At 64.7% G+C, this 18,959-nt stretch carries 17 protein-coding genes and 1 pseudogene; 11 read left to right on the top strand and 7 right to left on the bottom strand.

The window, feature by feature from the left end; genetic code table 11:
* Window positions 1–2: 2 nt before the first annotated feature.
* Window positions 3–1,658: a class I adenylate-forming enzyme family protein gene (locus tag DL891_RS03365; protein WP_232818985.1), complete on the bottom strand. Its 1,656-nt coding sequence runs from the start codon at window positions 1,656–1,658 to the stop codon at window positions 3–5.
* A 190-nt stretch (window positions 1,659–1,848) separates the two neighbouring features.
* Between DL891_RS03365 and DL891_RS03370 the strand changes: the two genes are divergently transcribed.
* Together DL891_RS03370 and DL891_RS03375 are read left to right on the top strand one after the other, a co-directional pair.
* A complete protein-coding gene (locus DL891_RS03370) occupies window positions 1,849–3,213 on the top strand; it encodes a threonine/serine exporter ThrE family protein (RefSeq protein ID WP_198668748.1) in 1,365 nt (454 codons plus the stop codon).
* Between the two features lie 189 nt (window positions 3,214–3,402).
* Window positions 3,403–3,888, top strand: coding sequence for a Dps family protein (locus DL891_RS03375; RefSeq protein WP_111719010.1), 486 nt, complete (start codon window positions 3,403–3,405; stop codon window positions 3,886–3,888).
* A gap of 109 nt (window positions 3,889–3,997) precedes the next feature.
* On the opposite strand, the gene DL891_RS03380 is transcribed toward DL891_RS03375, so the two are convergent.
* From DL891_RS03380 to DL891_RS03400, 5 genes are all read right to left on the bottom strand, one after another.
* On the bottom strand, window positions 3,998–5,482 hold the full coding sequence (locus DL891_RS03380; protein WP_111719011.1) for an amidohydrolase: 1,485 nt from the start codon (window positions 5,480–5,482) through the stop codon (window positions 3,998–4,000).
* Entirely contained in the window at window positions 5,479–6,111 is a 633-nt protein-coding gene (locus tag DL891_RS03385; protein ID WP_111719012.1) for an FMN-binding negative transcriptional regulator, read from the bottom strand. Before DL891_RS03385 ends, DL891_RS03380 begins: the two co-directional genes overlap by 4 nt.
* A gap of 67 nt (window positions 6,112–6,178) precedes the next feature.
* Window positions 6,179–7,096 carry an Fpg/Nei family DNA glycosylase gene (locus DL891_RS03390; protein ID WP_111719119.1) on the bottom strand — a complete coding sequence of 306 codons (918 nt, stop codon included), beginning with the start codon at window positions 7,094–7,096 and terminating at the stop codon, window positions 6,179–6,181.
* A gap of 59 nt (window positions 7,097–7,155) precedes the next feature.
* Window positions 7,156–7,644 carry a ribose-5-phosphate isomerase gene (locus tag DL891_RS03395; RefSeq protein ID WP_111719013.1) on the bottom strand — a complete coding sequence of 163 codons (489 nt, stop codon included), beginning with the start codon at window positions 7,642–7,644 and terminating at the stop codon, window positions 7,156–7,158.
* 71 nt (window positions 7,645–7,715) lie between these two features.
* A complete protein-coding gene (locus tag DL891_RS03400; RefSeq protein ID WP_111719014.1) occupies window positions 7,716–8,330 on the bottom strand; it encodes a DsbA family protein in 615 nt (204 codons plus the stop codon).
* 97 nt (window positions 8,331–8,427) lie between these two features.
* Between DL891_RS03400 and DL891_RS03405 the strand changes: the two are divergent.
* The 9 genes and pseudogenes from DL891_RS03405 (at window position 8,428) to DL891_RS03445 (ending at window position 18,186) form a co-directional block, all read left to right on the top strand.
* Window positions 8,428–8,871 (top strand): annotated as a pseudogene (locus tag DL891_RS03405) (nitroreductase family deazaflavin-dependent oxidoreductase).
* A gap of 236 nt (window positions 8,872–9,107) precedes the next feature.
* Window positions 9,108–9,641 carry a hypothetical protein gene (locus DL891_RS03410; protein ID WP_198668749.1) on the top strand — a complete coding sequence of 178 codons (534 nt, stop codon included), beginning with the start codon at window positions 9,108–9,110 and terminating at the stop codon, window positions 9,639–9,641.
* Window positions 9,642–9,933: 292 nt separating this feature from the next.
* A complete protein-coding gene (gene pepN, locus DL891_RS03415; protein WP_111719015.1) occupies window positions 9,934–12,477 on the top strand; it encodes an aminopeptidase N in 2,544 nt (847 codons plus the stop codon).
* A gap of 232 nt (window positions 12,478–12,709) precedes the next feature.
* Window positions 12,710–13,621 carry an ABC transporter ATP-binding protein gene (locus DL891_RS03420; RefSeq protein WP_111719016.1) on the top strand — a complete coding sequence of 304 codons (912 nt, stop codon included), beginning with the start codon at window positions 12,710–12,712 and terminating at the stop codon, window positions 13,619–13,621.
* On the top strand, window positions 13,618–14,469 hold the full coding sequence (locus tag DL891_RS03425) for an ABC transporter permease subunit (RefSeq protein ID WP_111719017.1): 852 nt from the start codon (window positions 13,618–13,620) through the stop codon (window positions 14,467–14,469). The genes DL891_RS03420 and DL891_RS03425 overlap by 4 nt, the downstream gene beginning before the upstream one ends.
* Before the next feature lie 10 nt (window positions 14,470–14,479).
* Window positions 14,480–15,928, top strand: a complete 1,449-nt coding sequence (locus DL891_RS03430) for a sensor histidine kinase (RefSeq protein ID WP_111719018.1) — start codon at window positions 14,480–14,482, stop codon at window positions 15,926–15,928.
* Window positions 15,925–16,626: a response regulator transcription factor gene (locus DL891_RS03435; RefSeq protein ID WP_111719019.1), complete on the top strand. Its 702-nt coding sequence runs from the start codon at window positions 15,925–15,927 to the stop codon at window positions 16,624–16,626. The genes DL891_RS03430 and DL891_RS03435 overlap by 4 nt, the downstream gene beginning before the upstream one ends.
* Window positions 16,627–16,746: 120 nt before the next feature.
* Window positions 16,747–17,772: a mechanosensitive ion channel family protein gene (locus tag DL891_RS03440; RefSeq protein WP_111719020.1), complete on the top strand. Its 1,026-nt coding sequence runs from the start codon at window positions 16,747–16,749 to the stop codon at window positions 17,770–17,772.
* A gap of 21 nt (window positions 17,773–17,793) precedes the next feature.
* Window positions 17,794–18,186, top strand: a complete 393-nt coding sequence (locus DL891_RS03445) for a globin (protein WP_111719021.1) — start codon at window positions 17,794–17,796, stop codon at window positions 18,184–18,186.
* Between the two features lie 29 nt (window positions 18,187–18,215).
* On the opposite strand, the gene DL891_RS03450 is transcribed toward DL891_RS03445, so the two are convergent.
* Window positions 18,216–18,929 (bottom strand): gamma-glutamyl-gamma-aminobutyrate hydrolase family protein, encoded by a 714-nt coding sequence (locus DL891_RS03450; protein WP_111719022.1) that lies wholly within the window; start codon window positions 18,927–18,929, stop codon window positions 18,216–18,218.
* Window positions 18,930–18,959: the final 30 nt, after the last annotated feature.

Here is an 18,959-nt window from a genome sequence, read left to right on the forward strand (position 1 = left end):
CCTCATACATGCTCCAGCAGGTCTGCCTGCGCATCAGCCAGTGCTTGCTCGGCGATCTTGAAATGCATCTTCTTACCGGTCGCAGTCATCGGCAACGATTCGACGAATCTGAATGCTCGGGGCCGCTTGAAATTTGCTAGAAATGGGTGTGCACGACAGTGGGCGTCCAGCTCAGCGGTGGTGAGGTTTGGATCCTTGCGCACGATGTAGGCGACCACGCGCTGCCCCCAGCGGTCGTCAGGAATCCCCACCACGATCGAGTCCGCCACACCGGGGTGGTCGGCCATGGCTGCCTCAACCTGCACCGGGTGCACGTTCTCGCCACCTGAGATGATCATGTCGTCCTTGCGCCCCAAAACGGTCACGAAGCCGTCCTCGTCCCAGGTGGCGACGTCTCCCGGGTACAGCCAACCCTCGAAGAACTTCTCCTCGTTCAGGTCAGGCAGGTTGAAATAGCCAAACCCCGACTTCGGCGAGCGCATGATCAATTCACCTGACTCGGTGCCGTCGCGGGCCACCAATTCGCTCGGATGGGCACGCCGATTACCGAAGATCTTCACCACTGCCACGTCGTCGTCGGTACAGGAACGACCCGCGGTGCCCGCGTGCTCAGGCAGATCTTCCGGGCGCAGGAAGGTGTTCCAGAATGCCTCGGTGGTGCCGTAGCCGTTGAAGATGCGCGGGGTCAGCAATTGCTGGTAGCGCAGGGCCGCCGCCCTGTCGAGCGGAGCTCCCATGGTAACGATCCCCTTCAGAGTGCCGAGGTCGCGGGGCCGTCTCTGCTGTTCATCGGCGAGTAGTGCGAGTGTGGTCGGTGCACCGATCAGGAACGTGAGTTCGTATTCAGTCACCCAGTCGAGCACGGTCGCAGCGTCGAAGGCGCGCAGCGGCACCACCGCCCCACCCACGTAGAACAGCGGATTCGGTCCGCCTGAGTACAGTCCTCCGCGATGAAACCACGGGGTCATATTCAAGGTGCGGTCGTGCGGGGTGAGCGGGAAGTGCATGATCACGTCATGCGCGGTCATCACCTCGGCGATGGACGGCAACGGTACACCTTTGGGCATGCCCGTCGTGCCGGACGTGTACAGCCGGGTGGTCTCGTCATATGTGCTGGTGCTCGGGGCAAGCGGCGGGATGCGACCAGAAGCTGAAGACAGAAAGTCCTCGAAGCGTACCGCGTTCTGAAGCAACGAGGCACCCTCCGCGGCCTGGACCGCGACCAGTAGCGGCGACGGCTGCCGGAGAAGCGCCTGCTCGACGACCTCTTGCAGTTCGTGGTCGTAGAGGTACACGGCCGGCCGACTGTCTTCAATCACGTGCGCGACCTCCCCCGGTGCGAGTCGGTAATTGATGGGAACTCCGATCGCGGCCAACTCCTGGGTGGCCAGATACAAGATCGCGAATTCGGGGCCGTTGAACAGTTGGTACATGACACGATCGCCCGGACCGACTCCTCGATCACTCAGCGCGGAGGCCGCCCGTTCAACGTCGGCGGCCAATTCGGCATAGGTCCACGTTCGCCCCGAAGGCGGATCGAGTAGGGCAACCTGATTGCCGAAACGGAATACATTGCGGTGGAATCCGGCCAAATACGTGAACTGATGCTCGAAGAACGTGCGATATGCGGTCGAGTTGTAGACCCCAGCCTCCTCCACTGGTCCAATACCTGAATGTGAAGCTTTTTCGGGCATCCTCGACGTGGTGCTTGTTGGACTGTTCATGGTCACCTCACGACTGGTAACTGACGATCTCGCTGATATCCGTCACTGTACGCTGACCCATTTGAGTTGCGGAGGGCAAGCTCGCTGGGGCCCGGATCAGCAACGCACGTGCGGGGTTTTTCGTATGCTTTCCAGTGTGCAGCTGCCGAACGAACTCTCTCTCGCCGAAACCCGGTCCCAGACCCGGGCGATCCTCGATCTGACGATGCGCCTCGGAGAGGTGATCTTCGCCGCCGGCGCAGGCGCGGAGGATGCCACAGCTGCCATGCACGCGGTCGCCCGAGCCTACGGCCTGGAGCGCACCGAGGCCGATGTCACCCACACGCTGCTCACCCTCACCTACGAGAATCGCAGCACCCACGAGTCGATCTCGCGCAGCCGCAACGTGAAGTACCGAACCCTGAACTATTCACAGCTGACCAGAACCAGTCTGTTGATCGGCGAACTGATCCGACATCCGCTTCCCGTCCCCGAGGCCCGGTTGAAACTGGCCGAGATCGTGCGCACCCGGTCGCCGGTCAGCCGGTTCTGGCGGCGTATCGGGTGGAGCCTGCTCGGCGCGGGAGCTGCGATCCTGATCGGAGGTGGCCCGGTCGTCATCGTCGCCGCCTTCGTGGCCACATTCTTCGTGGATCTGCTGACCGAAACGCTCGCCAGGCACAAGGTTCCGGTGTTCTACCAAGCGGTCGCCGGCGGTGCCATCGGCCCCATCGTCGCCGCACTGGTGCAGGTGATCGACCCATCCGCATCCTCGTCAAAGGTCATCGTGGCCACCATCATCATGTTGTTGGCCGGCGTGACGACGTTCGGCGCGGTGCACGACATCCTGTCTGGTTTCTATGTCACCGGAAGCGCCCGCGGCGCCGAGGCCGTGGTGATCACCATGGGCCTGGTCACGGGCGTCGCCGGCTCGGCGTTGCTGCTGTCGCGGATGGGTTTCACTCTGAGCACCGATATGGCCACCCCGACTCTGGAGAATCTGCCACTTCTACTCGTGGCCGCGGTCGTGATCGTGGCCGGGTTCAGTCTGGCCGTTCAGATGCCTTGGCGAGCATTCTGGCTTGTGGCCGTGCTCGGCGCCCTGGCCGAGTTGCTCTACTTTCTCGGGGTCTCGGCCGGCTTCGGCCCGATCTGGTCGTCGGCAGTGAGCGCGTTCGGGGTGGGGCTGGTCGCCGGCATCGCCAGCCGGATCGTGCGCACCCCGCCACTGGTGATCGTCGTGGCCGCCCTGGTTCCGCTGGTGCCGGGGCTGGTCCTGTTCCGGTCGCTGCTGCAATTGTTCGAGGGAGACATCAACGGTCTGCTGGGGATGCTCACCGCAGCAGCGGTGGCCGGAGCACTGGCCGCGGGCGCCATCCTCGCCCAGTATCTGGTGCAGTCGATCTGGGGGCCGGCGCGCCGCCTCCAACGGCGGTTCATCGGCCCGGTCATGGCCCTTCAGGTCTCGCTCCACCGCCGCAAGTCGATTCGACCCGAAGACAGCTTGTGACTGCCCGCACGAACCCAGCTCTGCACACGTGGCGTCCAGCTCATCCCCGTCACTGCTGCATCTGACCGCTTCTTCGCAGTGGCCTCCACCGAGCACAAATCTCCGGGGTAAGCCAAGCCTCAGCTTGCTTGCGCCGCCAGGCACAAAGCGTACGGTTGTAGGGTACTCACAGTCACGAAAGGACTCCCCATGACGAAGATCACTGCTGTATCCCCCAGTGCCACCAACCCCGACGTTGCCACCGGTGTCGCCCAATTCCTCACCCCGATCGTGATCGACATGACCGCACTCGTGGTGAACGGAAAGCAGGCTCACTGGAACGTTCGTGGGGCGAACTTCATCGGGGTGCACGAGTTGCTCGATGTCGTCGTGGCCAACGCCCAGGCGTGGGCCGATCTTGCTGCCGAGCGTGTGATCGCGCTGGGCCTTCCGATCGACGCCCGCCTCGGGACCGTCGCCCGGGAGACCACCGCGGTGCCTCTGAGCGCCGGGTTCCAGCAGTCGGAGACCACGATCAGTGAGATCGTCGCCCACATGGATGCGGCTCTGGTCAACATTCACACAGCCATCGATGAGCTCGATGAGATCGACCAGGGCAGCCAGGACATCGCGATCGAGATCGAGGCCGGCCTCACGAAGGACCGCTGGCTGCTCGTCGCGCACATCAGCGCCTAGTTCGCACGCCGCCGCGCGCCAGTTGGCACGCTTCGCCCCGGGTCGACCGGGCGCGATGCGTTCCAACGGGCGCGTTCGCGTTTGAAGGTGACGGCCGAGGGGGGGTCGCCTAGCCGAGGGTGTTGTGGGTGAACCGGCCGGCGAGCAGGGTGGCTGCCACGGGCATCCGTCGCAGAACGTCTGCGGATGCCACCAACGGGTTCTCCTCGATCACGGCCAGGTCGGCCGTGTCGCCGGGTGTGGGCACGACCCGCCCGCGGGTCGAGGCCGCCAGCGCCGCCTGAGCCGAAAGCGCCTGTTCGGGGTGCCACGGCTCGCGGCCGTCGCGGCTGCGGCTGACTGCCGCAGCCATCGTCAGCCAGGGGTCGAGCGGCGCGACCGGGGCATCGGAGCCGAACGAGAGCGTCGCCTGCGCTTCGACCAGGCTCGCCAACGCGAATGCAAGACCGGTGCGGCCCGCCCAGAAGACGTCAGTCACGTCGCGGTCGTCCATCGCGTGTTCCGGTTGCACACTCGCGGTGACTCCCAGAGTGGCGAACCGCGACAGGTCCTGCTCGGTGAGCAGTTGGGCGTGTTCGATCGAACCCGCGCACCCCACCGTCTCGAACGCGTCGAGGGCGAGTCGGTTGGCGTGATCGCCGATCGCATGCACCGCCGGACGTAATCCGATCTGCACGGCCCGGCGCATCAACGGCACCAGTTGCTCAGGCGGCACGGTCAACAGGCCGTGGGCCTCGCCAGTGCCCTCCAGCCCGGGGTACTCGTCGAAACAGTATGCGGTGCGCGTGTTGAGCGATCCGTCGGTGATCACCTTGTACGGTCCGACCACCAGGAGCCCGTCGGTGCCGTCAACGATGTTCCCCGTGCGCAGTCCCTCGGCATGCGCCCGTTCCAGGTGTTGCGTGTAGACACCGAACTCGACCCGCAGGCTGCGACCGCCCCCAGCGATGCGCCGCTGCCACGGGGCGAGGTTCCACGCCATCTCCATGTCGACCACACCGACCACGCCACGCGCTGCAGCCGCGCGGGCCGCCTCGGCCACCCAGCTGTCCAACTCGGCGTCTGTGACGGTGGCGAGCGCGCGAGTCACAGCGAAGCAGTCATTCTCGCGCAGCAGCCCGGTCGGATGTTCGGGGTGGCCGTGTTCGGCCAACGCTGCCGAGTTGAGCCAGCAGCAGTGCAGGTCGGCGCTGATCAGAACCACGGGATGCACACCAGAGTTCCGGTCGAGCAGTTCACGGCTCGGGGCGTCGGGCCACAATCCGTCGCGAAAGCCGAACCCGACCAGCGCTTCCCCCGGGGCCAGGCGTTTCCGCTCCAATCGGTCGCCCACCAGACGGGCCGTCTCAGCTGCCGAACTGGCAGCCGAGACATCCAGTCGGCGGGCCGCCATCGCCCATTGGTTGAAGTGCACATGGTTATCCCAGAGCCCGGGAATGACGAATCGCCCGTCGAGCTCGACGTACTGTGCGCCCGGGGTTTTGACCTCGCTGCCGTGCGGCACGATCGCCTGGATCACACCGTCATCGACCACCACGTCGATCCGGGCATCGGGCGCCTCCGCTAACCGTGCGTCCCGCAGTACGAGGCTCACCGCGCCTCCAGCCCATGCACTCGCCGCATCTCCCGGGCGAGTAGCGCATTACGGTACGGGCCCGTGCTCTCCAGGCCCTGCAGCACCCGCACGACCGTGGCCACGTCTTTGTTCTGGCTCATCTTGTTCTTGGCCGTGAACCTGGTCGCAGTGAACCGAAACCCGGCGGTCCCACCGACGATCTCGCGCGCGTAGGCAGCGTTCTCGACTGTGCCGTCCATGCGGCGCGGGCTCGGCATCGGGTCTTCGAAGTGGTCGACCAGCCTCGCGAGCACGTCGAGGTTCTCCCGGTCGCTGAGCACTTCGGGAACCCCGTAGAGGTGTGCAACGACAAAGTTCCAGGTGGGCACGGCCGGACGCTCGTCATACCAACCGGGTGAGATGTAGCCGTTCGGTCCCTCGATGATGAGAATGGCCTCGGCCCGGCCCAGTTCGTGGATCTTCTCGTCCGGGCGGCCGACGTGGCTGACGACGCTGATCTCCTCGCGATTCTCGTCCAACAGCACCGGATAGTGCGAGGCAACCAAACCGCGACTGGTCGTTGAGACCAGAGTCGCCCACGGGTTCTCCCGGATCAACCGCTTCACGGCCTCCGGGTCGTCGAGGCTGAAGTGGTGGTTCTTTCTCATCAAAACTCCCTCGCGCGCGACGGTGGACCCAGAGGCGCTGCCCCGGTGAATCGCGAGGCTCCGCTGGTCACTTCTGGCATGTCGGGCACCAGTACAGTTTTCGGGCGCCGATCACTTCGAGCAGGATGTTCGTGGCACAGACCCGGCAGGGCAGGCCCTCCCGCTTGTAGACCCAGTGTCGGTCATCCACGTTGGCGAGTGCTTTTGCGTGGCCATCACCGTCGACATCATCCATGGTGAGCATCTGCCCGCTGCGCACACCGAGGTCAAGCAGGTGCACCCAGTCCTGCCAGAGTGCGGCCACCACCTCCGCGGGCACGAGGCGGCCCGGCGTGTGCGGGTTGAGCCGGGCCCTGAACAACATCTCAGCTCGATACACGTTGCCGATGCCGCTGATCACCGACTGGTCCATCAGCAGCAGACCGATCGGTGTCGGTTTTTTCGCCACGATGGCCACGAAACGCTCTTCGGCGTCGTGGCCCGGATCGCTCAGTGGGTCGGGGCCGAGGCGATCCAGCACCGCCTGCACCCCCGCCTCGTCGAGAACTTCGCAGGCCATGGGTCCGCGCAGGTCGGCGAGCGAGTTCTCGGTCTCCAGGCGCACCCGCACCTGCCCGACCGGTTCCGGTGGCCATTCGGTGAGCTCCAATGTGCGGGTGTATTCCGTTTCGGCCATGTGCACGGCTCGGCGCAGGCGAGGCGCCCCGATGCTGCCGACGGCACCACCCTCGTCGAACAGCGGCGAGACCTGGCCGAAGAAATCCCAGGCACCGTAAATACCGAGGTGGATGCGCAACCAGCGTTCGTGTTCAAACAACAAAAACATGTGTTTGCCGACCGCTGTGGACTCCAGCATCGTCAGCCCGTCGATCAACGCGGCTCCACTTGCGAACCGGCCCTGGGGGCTCGAGACCGCCACTTTGTGACCGACGAAGTCGCGCTCGAACTGCAGCGCGATGCGGTGAACGGAATGACCCTCAGGCACAGCCGTGCTCACCATCGAGCCAAGGCTCTCTGCCGTCGGCACGCCACCAGGCTGTGATGTTACCCATCGACACCCTTGCCCGCGATCGTGCCCGTCGCCTCGAACTCGGCCAACTGCGTGATGCGCCGCACGTGCCGTTCCTCACCGGAGAACGGTTCGGCGATGAAGGCGTCGATAAAGGTGGTCGCCTCCTCGGCCGTGTGCTGCCGGGCACCGATCGAGATCAGATTCGCGTCATTGTGTTGGCGCGCGAGCAACGCGGTGCTGAGGTTCCAGACCAACGCCGCCCGCGCTCCGACGACCTTGTTCGCCGCCATCTGCTCGCCGTTCCCCGACCCGCCGAAAACCACCCCGAGGGCGGGGATGCCCGCCCCCTGGTCGCGAACGACCCCCTTGGCCGCATTGATGCAGAAGGCCGGGTAGTCATCGAGCGCGTCATACTCGGTCGGCCCGTGGTCGATCACCTCGTGGCCGGCGTCCGTCAGATGCTGATTCAAAAGCCGGCTGAACTGCAGACCGGCGTGGTCGGTGGCGATATGGATGCGCATGCGGGTGACTCCTCGCGTGAAGGCCAACGGCGGCCGGGACGGCTCCAGACTATTGCAGAGAAAAGGCAGTATCAGTCAAAGATCGGCTCACGCGTGCGGGAACGCTTGAGCTCGAAGAAACCGTCGTAACTGGCTGCGGCAACCACTCCATCCCACAGGGTGAGGGCTTCAACACCCTTCGGAGCCGGGGAGATGACGGGACCGAAGAAGGCGACACCGTTGACAGCGATCACCGGGGTTCCGACATCCTCGCCGACACGGTTGATCCCATCGAAATGACTTGCTCGAAGCTGCACATCGAACTCGTCGCTCTGCGCATAGGCCGCGAATTCAGCCGGCAGCCCTGCATCCTCCAACGCTCCCCGCATGATCTGCTCCGGGTCGGTCTCTCCGGCGACGTGAAGGCGGGCTCCGAGGCCGTCATACAGCGGCTTGACGTATTCGGCACCGTGCACTTCTTTGGCCGCCTGCACCAAACGGGTGTAACCCAGCAACACTGCGGTCGCAATCCGGTATTCGTCAGAGACGTCGGTGCCCTCGTTCAGGACCGCCAGGCTCATCACTCGCCACGTCACCTCCAAATCGCGCTGACGCGCCACCTCGTCGACCCAGCGGGAGGTCATCCACGCCCACGGACAGGAGGGGTCGAACCAGAAATCTACAACGGTTGGAGTATCACTTTGCATCCCACCAGTCTAGGTCCGGGCGCTGATCCCGAACTCTGCGGCTTTGCGGTGGTCGGGGTCACGCGCACAAGCACTCGCCTCGTGATTGACTCGAACCATGAGCAATGACGGTGAATACCAGCCGAGCCCACGCACCCAGGTGCGGGATCAGGTCGAGTTGTACGAGCGCACGAGCGGCACCGAGGGGAACACGCTGCGAGGTAGACCCGTCGTCATTCTGACGTGCCTGGGCGCGAGAACCGGCGCGGTGCGCAAGGTTCCCTTGATGCGGGTGGAACATGACGGTGAATACGCACTGGTCGCGTCAATGGGCGGGGCACCCGAGCATCCGGTCTGGTATCACAACCTGCGTGCGCATCCGCTCGTGCAGCTTCAAGACGGTGCGGAGGTGCGCGAGATGACCGCTCACGAAGCGAGCTGAGACGAGAGAACCCTGTGGTGGGAACGCGCGGTCGCGGCCTGGCCCGACTATGCCGCCTACCAGGAGAAGACGAGTCGTCGGATCCCAGTTTTCGTCTTGTCGCCGACATCCACAGACTGAACTCTGGCTCTTTCCATCCGCGTTGTAAAGGGTCACACTGGAGGTGACGGTTTCAAGCGATGGAGGCCATGATGTCACGAGCGATCATGCCGGATGGGATGCCGGTACTCTCACGGGGAAAACACCGGAGCCCCCGCAGCGGAGCATGCTTCATGGAGTTCGCTTCGTATCTCGCGGGCGAACCGTGGAGTGACCACCCCAAATGCACTCATTCGCTATTGGCTTCCCTTGCTCGAATGGTGAACGATTTCAGCAGTGACGACTCCCGGTCCCAGTTGGCCGAGCTCACCCCGACGGTGATCGGACTCACCAGCAACGATCCCCGCCTGAGCGTGTTGATTGCTTTGCGCGCAGCGACCAGTGCGCTACCGGTGTCCAGTGCGGATCGCCAACGGGCACTCGCCGTGGGAATCCTCTCCTGCGAACGGGCACTGCTCGACCTCGACGGGCGCATATCTGAAGAAGCGTCGGAACAGGTCGCGCGGGCGTTCGCCCTCGCACCCGACGCCGACGCCTGGGCACGCGAGTTCGTTGCCGCCCTCGGCTTCGGCTCCACCGCAAAATTCGTCAAACAGGTCAGCCCGGCCATCGTCCGCACCGCGGTCGAGGGAATCGCCCACGCCTGCGTGAGCGACACCGATATGCGGTTGCGCGTCATGCTTGCCACAACCATCGATGATTGTGTTGCCTACCTGCACCGCCGCGAGCCGGCGGCCACGCTCGTCACGGGTGCGCCTCGCACGGCGGTGTTGGACAAACCGGCCGGATAACTTCCCAGTCGCGCGTCGACCGGCATCGGGGCCGCTACCGATATCAAAGCATTCGCACCAGTATGCGTTGTGTCGTTGTGAGCCCAGGTGACGGATTCGGCGCGCTCGTGCCCGGGCATCCGCGTTGCACACCCGCCTGCCCGGGCACCTTTTTCATGCGTTGCCGACTCGAGGCACCCCCTGCCCGGTGATCATCGCCCTGCGGCTCGGGGCGGCATCGGCGTTAGAATTGTGGACGGTCTGGCGCAGTCTTGCGTGGCCGCCCAGAATTTCCACACCTGAGGAGCGTGCTGTGCCTGGAGAAAACCTGACCCGCGACGAAGCCCGGGAGCGCGCCACACTGGTGAACGTCTCACGTTATGAGATCGCGTTGGACTTCACGACCGGCCCCGAGACGTTTTTGAGCACGACGACCGTGGCGTTCACCGCGAGCGCAGGGGCGTCGACCTTCATCGACGCGATCACCCGCACAGTGCACTCGGTCACATTGAACGGTGTGGAGCTCGACCCCGCCGCGGTCAGTGACGGGGTGCGCATCCAACTCGACGACCTCGCCGACGACAACGTGTTGAAGATCGTGGCGGATGCCGTGTACATGAACACCGGTGAGGGCATGCACCGGTTCGTTGACCCTGTCGACCAGGAGGTGTACCTGTACAGCCAGTTCGAGGTGCCTGACTCCCGACGCGTGTTCGCCGTGTTCGAGCAGCCCGATCTGAAGGCCACCTTTCAGTTCACGATCACCGCGCCGGCGAAGTGGCAGGTCATCTCCAACTCGCCAATGCCCGCGCCGGTCGCCGTGCGCGACGGGGTGGCCCGCTGGGAGTTCGCGCCGACGCCGCCGTTGCCCAGCTACATCACCGCGGTGGTCGCCGGGCCTTACATCGACTGGCGCAGCGAGCTGACGAGCTCGGATGGCCGCGTCATTCCCCTGGGAGTGTTCGCCCGGGCTTCCATGGCCGAATTCATGGACGCCGACTACATCTTCGACATCACCCGCAAGGGATTCACCTTCTTCGAGGAGAACTTCGACTACCCCTACCCGTTCGAGAAGTACGACCAGATGTTCGTGCCCGAATACAACATGGGGGCGATGGAGAACGCCGGGGCCGTCACCTTCACCGAGACCTATGTCTTTCGTTCCAAGGTGACCGACGCGATCAAGGAACGCCGGGTCGTGACGATCCTGCACGAACTGGCCCACATGTGGTTCGGCGATCTGGTCACCATGCGTTGGTGGAACGACCTGTGGCTGAACGAATCGTTCGCGGAATACGCCTCGGTGCTGGCCACGGCCGAGGTGACCGAATGGCACGAGGCATGGACCACCTTCGCGGCGATGGAGAAGGCGTGGGCGTACGAGCAGGACCAATTGCCGTCGACTCACCCCATCGTGGCGACCATCAACGATCTCGACGACGTGCAGGCGAACTTCGACGGCATCACCTACGCCAAGGGTGCGTCTGTACTCAAGCAGTTGGCGTTCTGGGTCGGCCAAGAGGCCTTCATGGCGGGTGTGGCCTCCTACTTCACGAAGCACGAGTGGGGCAACACCGAACTGCCCGACCTGCTCACCGAGCTGAGCGCAACCAGCGGCCGCGACCTTGAGGCCTGGTCGAGACTCTGGCTGGAGACCGCGGGTGTGAACACCCTCCGGCCGGAGGTGGCCACCGACGAAACTGGGGTGATCACCTCGTTCACCGTGCTGCAAGAGGCCCCGGATGCGTATCCGACGCTTCGGCCGCACCGCCTCGCGATCGGCTTCTATACTGTGGCCGACGGCGCCCTGGTGCGCACCGAACGTTTCGAACTCGATGTCGATGGGGCCAGAACGGATGTCCCTGAGCTGATCGGGCGCTCCCGGCCCGACCTGATCCTGGTGAACGACGACGACTTGGCTTACGCGAAGGTTCGGCTGGATGATCTGTCACTGGCTGCGGCCACGGCGCACCTGTCCGACATCCAGAGCCCACTCGCCCGCGCCCTGGTGCTCGGGGCGGCGTGGGACGCAATGCGGGATGCCGAGACCAGGCCACGCGAATTCGTCGATCTGGTGTTGGCGAATGTCGCCACCGAGACCGAGAGCACCACAATGCGCACGGTGCTCGGCCAGGTCGTGCTGACCGCGCGGCGGTATGTCGACCCGACCGTTCGCGCCGACACGCTCGCCCGCATCGGGGATGCGCTGTGGGAGTTCGCCCAAGGTGCCGAGGCCGGGTCGGATGCCCAGTTCCAGTTCGTGACCCACTTCGCCCAGGTCGCCTGTTCGCCGGCCCACACGCAGTCGATCCAGGGACTGTTCGACGGCACCATCACGCTCGACGGGCTCACCGTCGACACCGACCTGCGTTGGGTGCTGCTGAACGCGCTGGTTCTGAATGGTGTCGCCGGGCACGCAGAGATCGAGCAGGTCTTGGCAACCGACACGACAGCAAACGGCAATCAGGCCGCGGCTCGGGCGGCCGCCACCATTCCGACGGTTCAGGCGAAGCAGGCTGCCTTCGACTCCATCGTCACCGATGACAGCGCCCCGAACGCAATCGTGCGGGCGACGGCGATGGGCATTCTGCACGTGAACGAGCAGGCGTTGCTCGAACCCCTGGTCGAGCGCTACTTCGCGAGCATCAACGACATCTGGGCGAACCGCAGCTACCACATCGCCGAAACCTTGGTCGAGGGGTTGTATCCGGCGCCACTGGCCAGCCCGGCATTGCGCGACGCCACCCAGAAATGGCTGGATGAGAACCCCGACCAGGTGCCGGCGTTCCGCCGCCTCGTGATCGAGAACCTCGCCGGCGTCACCCGCGCCCTCGCCGCCCAGGCCCGCGACGCCTGACCCGTTCCGTAACGCGAAGCAATACCTACCGCAGTCGGAAGGCAATGGTGCGCTTAGAAGGCACAATCCTGCAGCAACCGTCCTTCAAAGCTAACGCTGTCCTTTAGTCTGACCTTCGAAGACGCAACACGTCGGGGGGCGGGGCAACCTCGTACCGCGGTACTACGACCGGTGCCACGAAGCGGGCCCGACGGTGGATGTATCCGTCACGCCTCATCCGTAATTTTGAAGCATGATCCAAATAGAACAACTCAGCAAACGGTATGGCGCAAAGCTCGCCGTCGACAACATCACATTCACGGTGCGACCGGGGTTGGTGACCGGATTCCTCGGGCCAAACGGCGCCGGCAAGTCAACCACGATGCGCCTGGTGGTCGGGCTCGATTCCCCCACCGCCGGCAGCGTCACCGTCAACGGCAAACAGTACGCCCGGCATCGCGCGCCGCTGCATGAAGTCGGTGCCCTACTCGACGCAAAAGCCGTGCACTCCGGGCGCAGTGCCTACAACCACCTGCTCGCCATGGCCGCCACCCACGGAATCGGCAAATCGCGCGTGCGCGAAGTGATCGCAATGACCGGATTGGAACCGGTCGCCAAAAAACGTGTCGCCGGCTTCTCACTCGGCATGGGCCAACGCCTCGGAATCGCCGCCGCCCTGCTCGGCGACCCGGCCACGGTGATCCTCGACGAACCGGTCAACGGTCTCGACCCCGAGGGCGTGCTCTGGGTGCGCCACCTCGCCCGCCAACTCGCCGCCGAGGGCCGCACCATCTTCCTCTCCTCGCACCTGATGAGCGAAATGGCCCAGACCGCAGACCACCTCATCGTGTTGGGGCGCGGCAGGATAATCGCGGACTCCCCGATCGCCGAGATCCTTGCCGCCGCCAGCACCAAGGCGGTGCGGGTGCGCACCCCGCGCGCTCAAGACCTGGCCCGGCTGGTGACCCGCGACGGCATCACCGTGACCAGCGTCGAACCGGACCTGCTCACCATCGGCGGGCTCACCCCGACCCAGGTCGCCGACGCGGCCGCCCGCTCCAGCATCGCCCTGCACGAACTCACCCCGATCAATGCATCGCTCGAAGACGCCTACCTCGCTCTCACCGCCAACGACGTCGAATATCGCACGGAGGACACCCGATGACCACGACAGCAACCCTCCCGGTCAGTGCCGCCCAAGCCGCGCGCCAGACCGGACTTCAGCCGCGTCACGCGGTGACTTTTCGACGCACTGTTGCATCCGAGTGGATCAAGCTGCGCAGCCTGCGCTCGGCCGTCTGGTCCTTCGCGCTCATCGTGTTGGTCTCCTGGGGGCTGACCCTCCTCGTGTCATCGGCCTCGGAAGCTGACGGCTCCTACCTGACCGCAGCAGAGCAGGTGGAGTACGTGTTTCAGGCCGCCACCTTCGGCGTCTTCTTTGGGCAGTTGGTCGCCGCAGTGCTCGGCGTGTTGGTGATCAGCGGCGAATATTCGACCGGGATGATTCGGTCGACCTTGACGGCCGTCCCCACCCGCACATCCGTGCTGGTTGCCAAGGCGCTCGTGGTCGGCGTGACCACGTTCATTGTTGCCCTGATTGCCAATTTCGGTGCGTTCCTGATCGCTGCCCCGCTGCTGGCTGATCAAGGAATGCACGCAGACCTGTTCCGCGACAGCGTGGCGGCACCTCTCACCATCGCAGCCCTCTACCTCTCTGTGGTGGCCATATTCGCGCTGGGTCTCGGCGCGATCGTGCGCAGCAGTGCAGGCGGAATCGCCGCGGCCCTGGGCGCGATCCTTTTGTTGCCGATCGCAGTCGCAATGATGCCGTTCGATTGGACGCGAGACATTGCGTCATTCCTGTTGATGAACGCGGGCATGGAATCGTTCGGGTTGCTTGTGTTCGGGATGCCGAGCGGAATGGAATCCTGGCAGCTGATTCTGGTCACTTGTGCCTGGGCGGCAGTCACCCTGCTCGTCGGCGTGGTGCTGTTGAAGCACCGCGACGGGTAAAGTCCTCGACATGGTTACGAACACGTTCTCGCTCGACCAACGAGTTTCGTCGGTCGAGCGAGAACTGCCGAAACCGCCTGGAGTGATTCGCCAGTTCTGGGCGAGACATCCGTGGTGGACCGATTCCTTGATCGCGGGGACCTTCTTCGTCGTCATGTCCGTCGGAGTGTTCTCCCTCTACCTTGACACTCCTCCGTCACCCTGGCTTGTCAGTGTATGGATGCTGACGGTGGCCGCAACAACGGCCGCGCTGGTCGTTCGCCGTCACCGGCCGTGGACCGCCCTGGCCGGCATGTTGGGCTGCGCCCTGGTCGCTGCAGTCTCACCGTTTGGAGGCATGGAATCATTCCTGATCGGAAGCATCACGGCGCTCGCGATACCTGTTGGGCTCTACTCACTCGCCGTGCATCGGTCAACCAGGGATGGCTGGCTCGGCCTGGTCGCATCCGCCTTCGTCAGCATTATGGCCGCCCTGCTCGCCAACCAGATCGTGCGGGCCGCCGGACTGGCTCTCTCCGAGGTGTTCAGCGCGACGGGAGTGGCCGGCGGGGAGAGCGAACCCGTATCCGTGAGCAGCTGGGCCATCGTTGTCATGCTTCTGGCCACCTTGGTCGGCATCAATGTCGGTAATCGCAAACGCTACGTCGGCGCCCTCGTCGATCGCGCCGCTCAGCTCGCACGCGAGCGGGACCAGCAATCGCAACTGGCGGCCTCTGCCGAACGCGCCCGCATCGCTCGCGAGATGCACGACATCGTCTCGCACAGTCTCAGCGTAATGGTGTCACTGGCCGACGGGTCGGTTGCCGCCATCGCCGAGAATCCCGCGCGATCGCGGATCGCCATGGACCAAGTCGCCGAAACCGGACGGCACGCATTAGCGGACATGCGCCGAATGCTCGGGGTTCTGATCGACGAACCCCCCGCCTCCGCGACCGGAGGGGCGGCCCTCCAGCCGCAGCCGAGCATCGAAGATCTTGCCGACCTCGTTGATACCTTCCGCACCGCCGGGCTTCCCGTCACATTCGCTTCTACCGGGGTGCCGCCGGCAGACCCCGTGCAGCAGCTGACCGTGTACCGCATCGTGCAGGAATCGCTCACGAACGCCTTGCGCTACGCGACCGGCGCAAGCGAAATCGACGTGATCGCGACGTTCACACCAGATTCAGTCAGCGTTCGCATCGACGACGATGGGCGCGCAGATGCCCCGGTCTCACCCGGTTCCGGCCGCGGCCTGGTGGGCATGCGGGAACGCATCGCGCTCTACGCCGGCACCCTGGAATCCGGGCCCCGACCCGGCGGTGGTTGGCGCGTGTACGCTGCCTTCATGCCGGAGAATGAGTCGGCTGTGACACCCCCCGCTGCGCTGAGCCCGCTGAACCCGCTGAACCCGCTGAGCCCGCTGAACGCGGCGAGCATGTCCCGATTGACCACGCCAGGGCGAACAGGGAGTGCACAATGACCGAGGCCAACGGGAACGAGGCCGCGCCCGCGACTGGCGACATCCGCGTTCTGATCGTCGACGATCAGGTGCTCATGCGCCTGGGATTCCGCATGGTCCTGGAAGCCGAACACGACCTGACTGTTGTTGGCGAAGCCGGTGATGGGGCATCCGCCGTGGCGCTCGCGGCCGAGCTGAAACCAGACGTCGTCTTGATGGACGTCAGAATGCCCGGACTCGACGGCATTGCCGCCACCCGGCAGATCGTCACCGCGGACCCGAGTTGCCGGGTCATCATTCTTACGACGTTCGACCTCGACGATTACGCGTTCGGTGGGCTGCGTGCTGGTGCCAGCGGGTTCCTGTTGAAAGACGCCCGCCCGGCCGAGCTGATGGCTGCCATCCGGGGAGTGGCGGCCGGTGACGCGGTCGTGTCGGGCCGGGTGACCCGGCGCATGCTGGAGCTGTTCGGGGAACGTCTACCCGAGGCATCCGACGGTGTGGAGGACGACGCACTTGTTGGCTTGACACCTCGGGAGCGGGAGATCTTTCTGGCCATTGCCGAGGGGCTGACGAACAGCGAACTCGCTCAGCGGTTCTTTCTCTCGGAGTCGACCGTGAAGACTCACGTGGGTCGCGTGTTGCAGAAACTGCGCCTTCGCGACCGCGTGCACGCCGTGATCTTCGCCTACGAGAACCGCGTGGTCGCACAGGGCTGACCGTTCGAACGCCAGTGGCCCGTTGCCAAGACGTGTCGCGTCGGGCGTGCCGACATCCGGCTCTCTGAACGCCAGGGCACCGCGGGACTCACGAGTACGGCAGATTAGACTGGCTGGTCTATGGACTGGGAAACATTTTGGGCAGACCTCGGCGATTTTACCTGGACATTGCTCACCGGCAAGATCGTGCCGATCATCATCATCATCGTGGTGGTGCTCGTGGTGCGCTGGCTGCTGCACTTTGTGATTCGCCGGGTCGTGAATCGGATCGTGTCCGGTGTGAAGAAGACCCAGAACGTTGATGACACGCAGGCCCTTTCCGCCTCGCCCCTGGCGGCAGTGCGGTTGGTGCAGCGCAGTCGCACCCTCGGCTCGGTGCTCAGCAATGTCGTCAACATCATCCTCTTTGTCGTGTCCGTGCTGCTGATCGTCAATGTCATTGATAAAACCATCCTCGGCTCCTTCACACTGCTCACCGCGGCGGTCGGCGCCGGGCTCGGGTTCGGCGCCCAGAAGCTCGTGGGAGACGTTCTCAACGGCTTGTTCATGGTGATGGAGGATCAGCTCGGTGTCGGTGACATCGTCGACCTCGGTCCGGCAACGGGCATGGTCGAGACGGTCGGCATCCGGGTCACCCAGCTGCGTGACGTCAACGGAATCCTGTGGTTCGTGCGCAATGGCGAGATCCTCCGAGTCGGCAACACTTCACAAGGCTGGGCACGGGTGATCATCGACGTGTCCGTTCCGAGCGGCACCGACACGTCCGCTGCCGAGGAGACAATTCGCAGGACCGCGTTGTCACTCACTTCGGAGGTGAAGTGGCAGGCCCTGCTTCTGGACAAACCCGAAGTATGGGGACTGGAGTCGATCACCGCCGACTCGGCCATCTTGCGACTCACGGTCAAGACCCGTAGCAGCACGAAGGACGACGTGGCGCGGGAACTGCGAATGCGCCTGAAAGAGGCGTTCGATGAGCAGGAGATCCAACTCCCCGGGCTGACGTCGACCTTACTGACCGGCTTCGAGCGGGCCGCCAGCGTGCGCGGCGCCCGTCCCCCCCACACGAGACCCCTGCCGTTCGCGCCCGAGAAGGCGCGCCGCACGAAGGCGAAACCTGCAACCGAGAAACCCAGGGAGACGAACTAGATCGTGTCAGGTGAATTACCGATGACCATTCCGGGCCAAGAGACCTTCTACGAGCAGGTCGGCGGCCGCGCCACCTTCGAGAAACTCGTGCGAGCGTTCTACGAGGGCGTGCGCCAGGATCCTGGCCTCTGGTACATGTACCCGCAGCACGACCTCGAAGGCGCAGTGCAGCGATTGACCGGCTTTCTGGAGCAGTACTGGGGTGGTCCGACCACCTACAGTGAGACCCGCGGACACCCGCGGCTGCGCATGCGGCACGCCGCGTTCAAGGTCAACCCGGATGCCCGCGACCGCTGGCTCAAGCACATGCGGGCCGCGCTCGACACCATGGAGATGTCGCCCATGCACGAGGCAACGCTCTGGGACTACCTCGACCGCGCCGCACACTCGCTGGTGAACACGTTCGAACCCTGACCCGTCCTACCTCAACTCATGCTTTCGACTCAGCGCTTCTGCGAGGCAGCAGCGACGAGCCCCTGAAACAGTCGCTTGTCGTTGGCAGTCTCCGGATGCCACTGCACAGCCACCACGAAGCGCGGCCCCGGCGCCTCCATCGCCTCCATCGTGCCGTCCTGCGCGTGGGCCGTGGCGATGAACCCCGGGTGGCTGGCCACCGCTTGGTGATGATGGCAGGGAACGGTGGAAACGGCCGGGACCAACTCTGAGATGCGGTGGCCGGATGCGACCTCGACCAGCACCTGGCCATAGCCGTTGGCCGGACCGGAGTGGTCTTCGTGCCCGACCACGTCCGGCAGGTGCTGAATCAGGGTGCCCCCTGACCGCACTGCCATCAGTTGCATTCCCCGGCAAATGCCGAACACCGGCAGTTGCCTCGTCTCGGCAGCATCCAACAACCACAGCTCCGAGGCGTCACGGTCGTCGTACCACACCGTCACACTCGGGTCGACTTCAGCGCCGTACCGGGCGGGGGCGATGTCGGCTCCGCCGGCGATGATCAGCGCGTCCAACCTCGACACCACAGCGTGCGCCTGGGCCTCGGTCGCCACCGGTGGGATGAGCACAGGCACACCGCCGCTGGCCCGCACGGATTCGGCGTACTCGGCTGAAAGCACGTCGGCGGGAACGTCTCGCCAGCCAGACCAGGTCGCCGCCTGGCGGTACGTGCTCACTCCGATCAGGGGAAGGCCCTCGGCCATCTCACTCACAGTGTCATCTCACTCACAGTG

This window comes from Homoserinimonas sp. OAct 916 (assembly GCF_003260275.1).
Taxonomy (GTDB): domain Bacteria; phylum Actinomycetota; class Actinomycetes; order Actinomycetales; family Microbacteriaceae; genus OACT-916.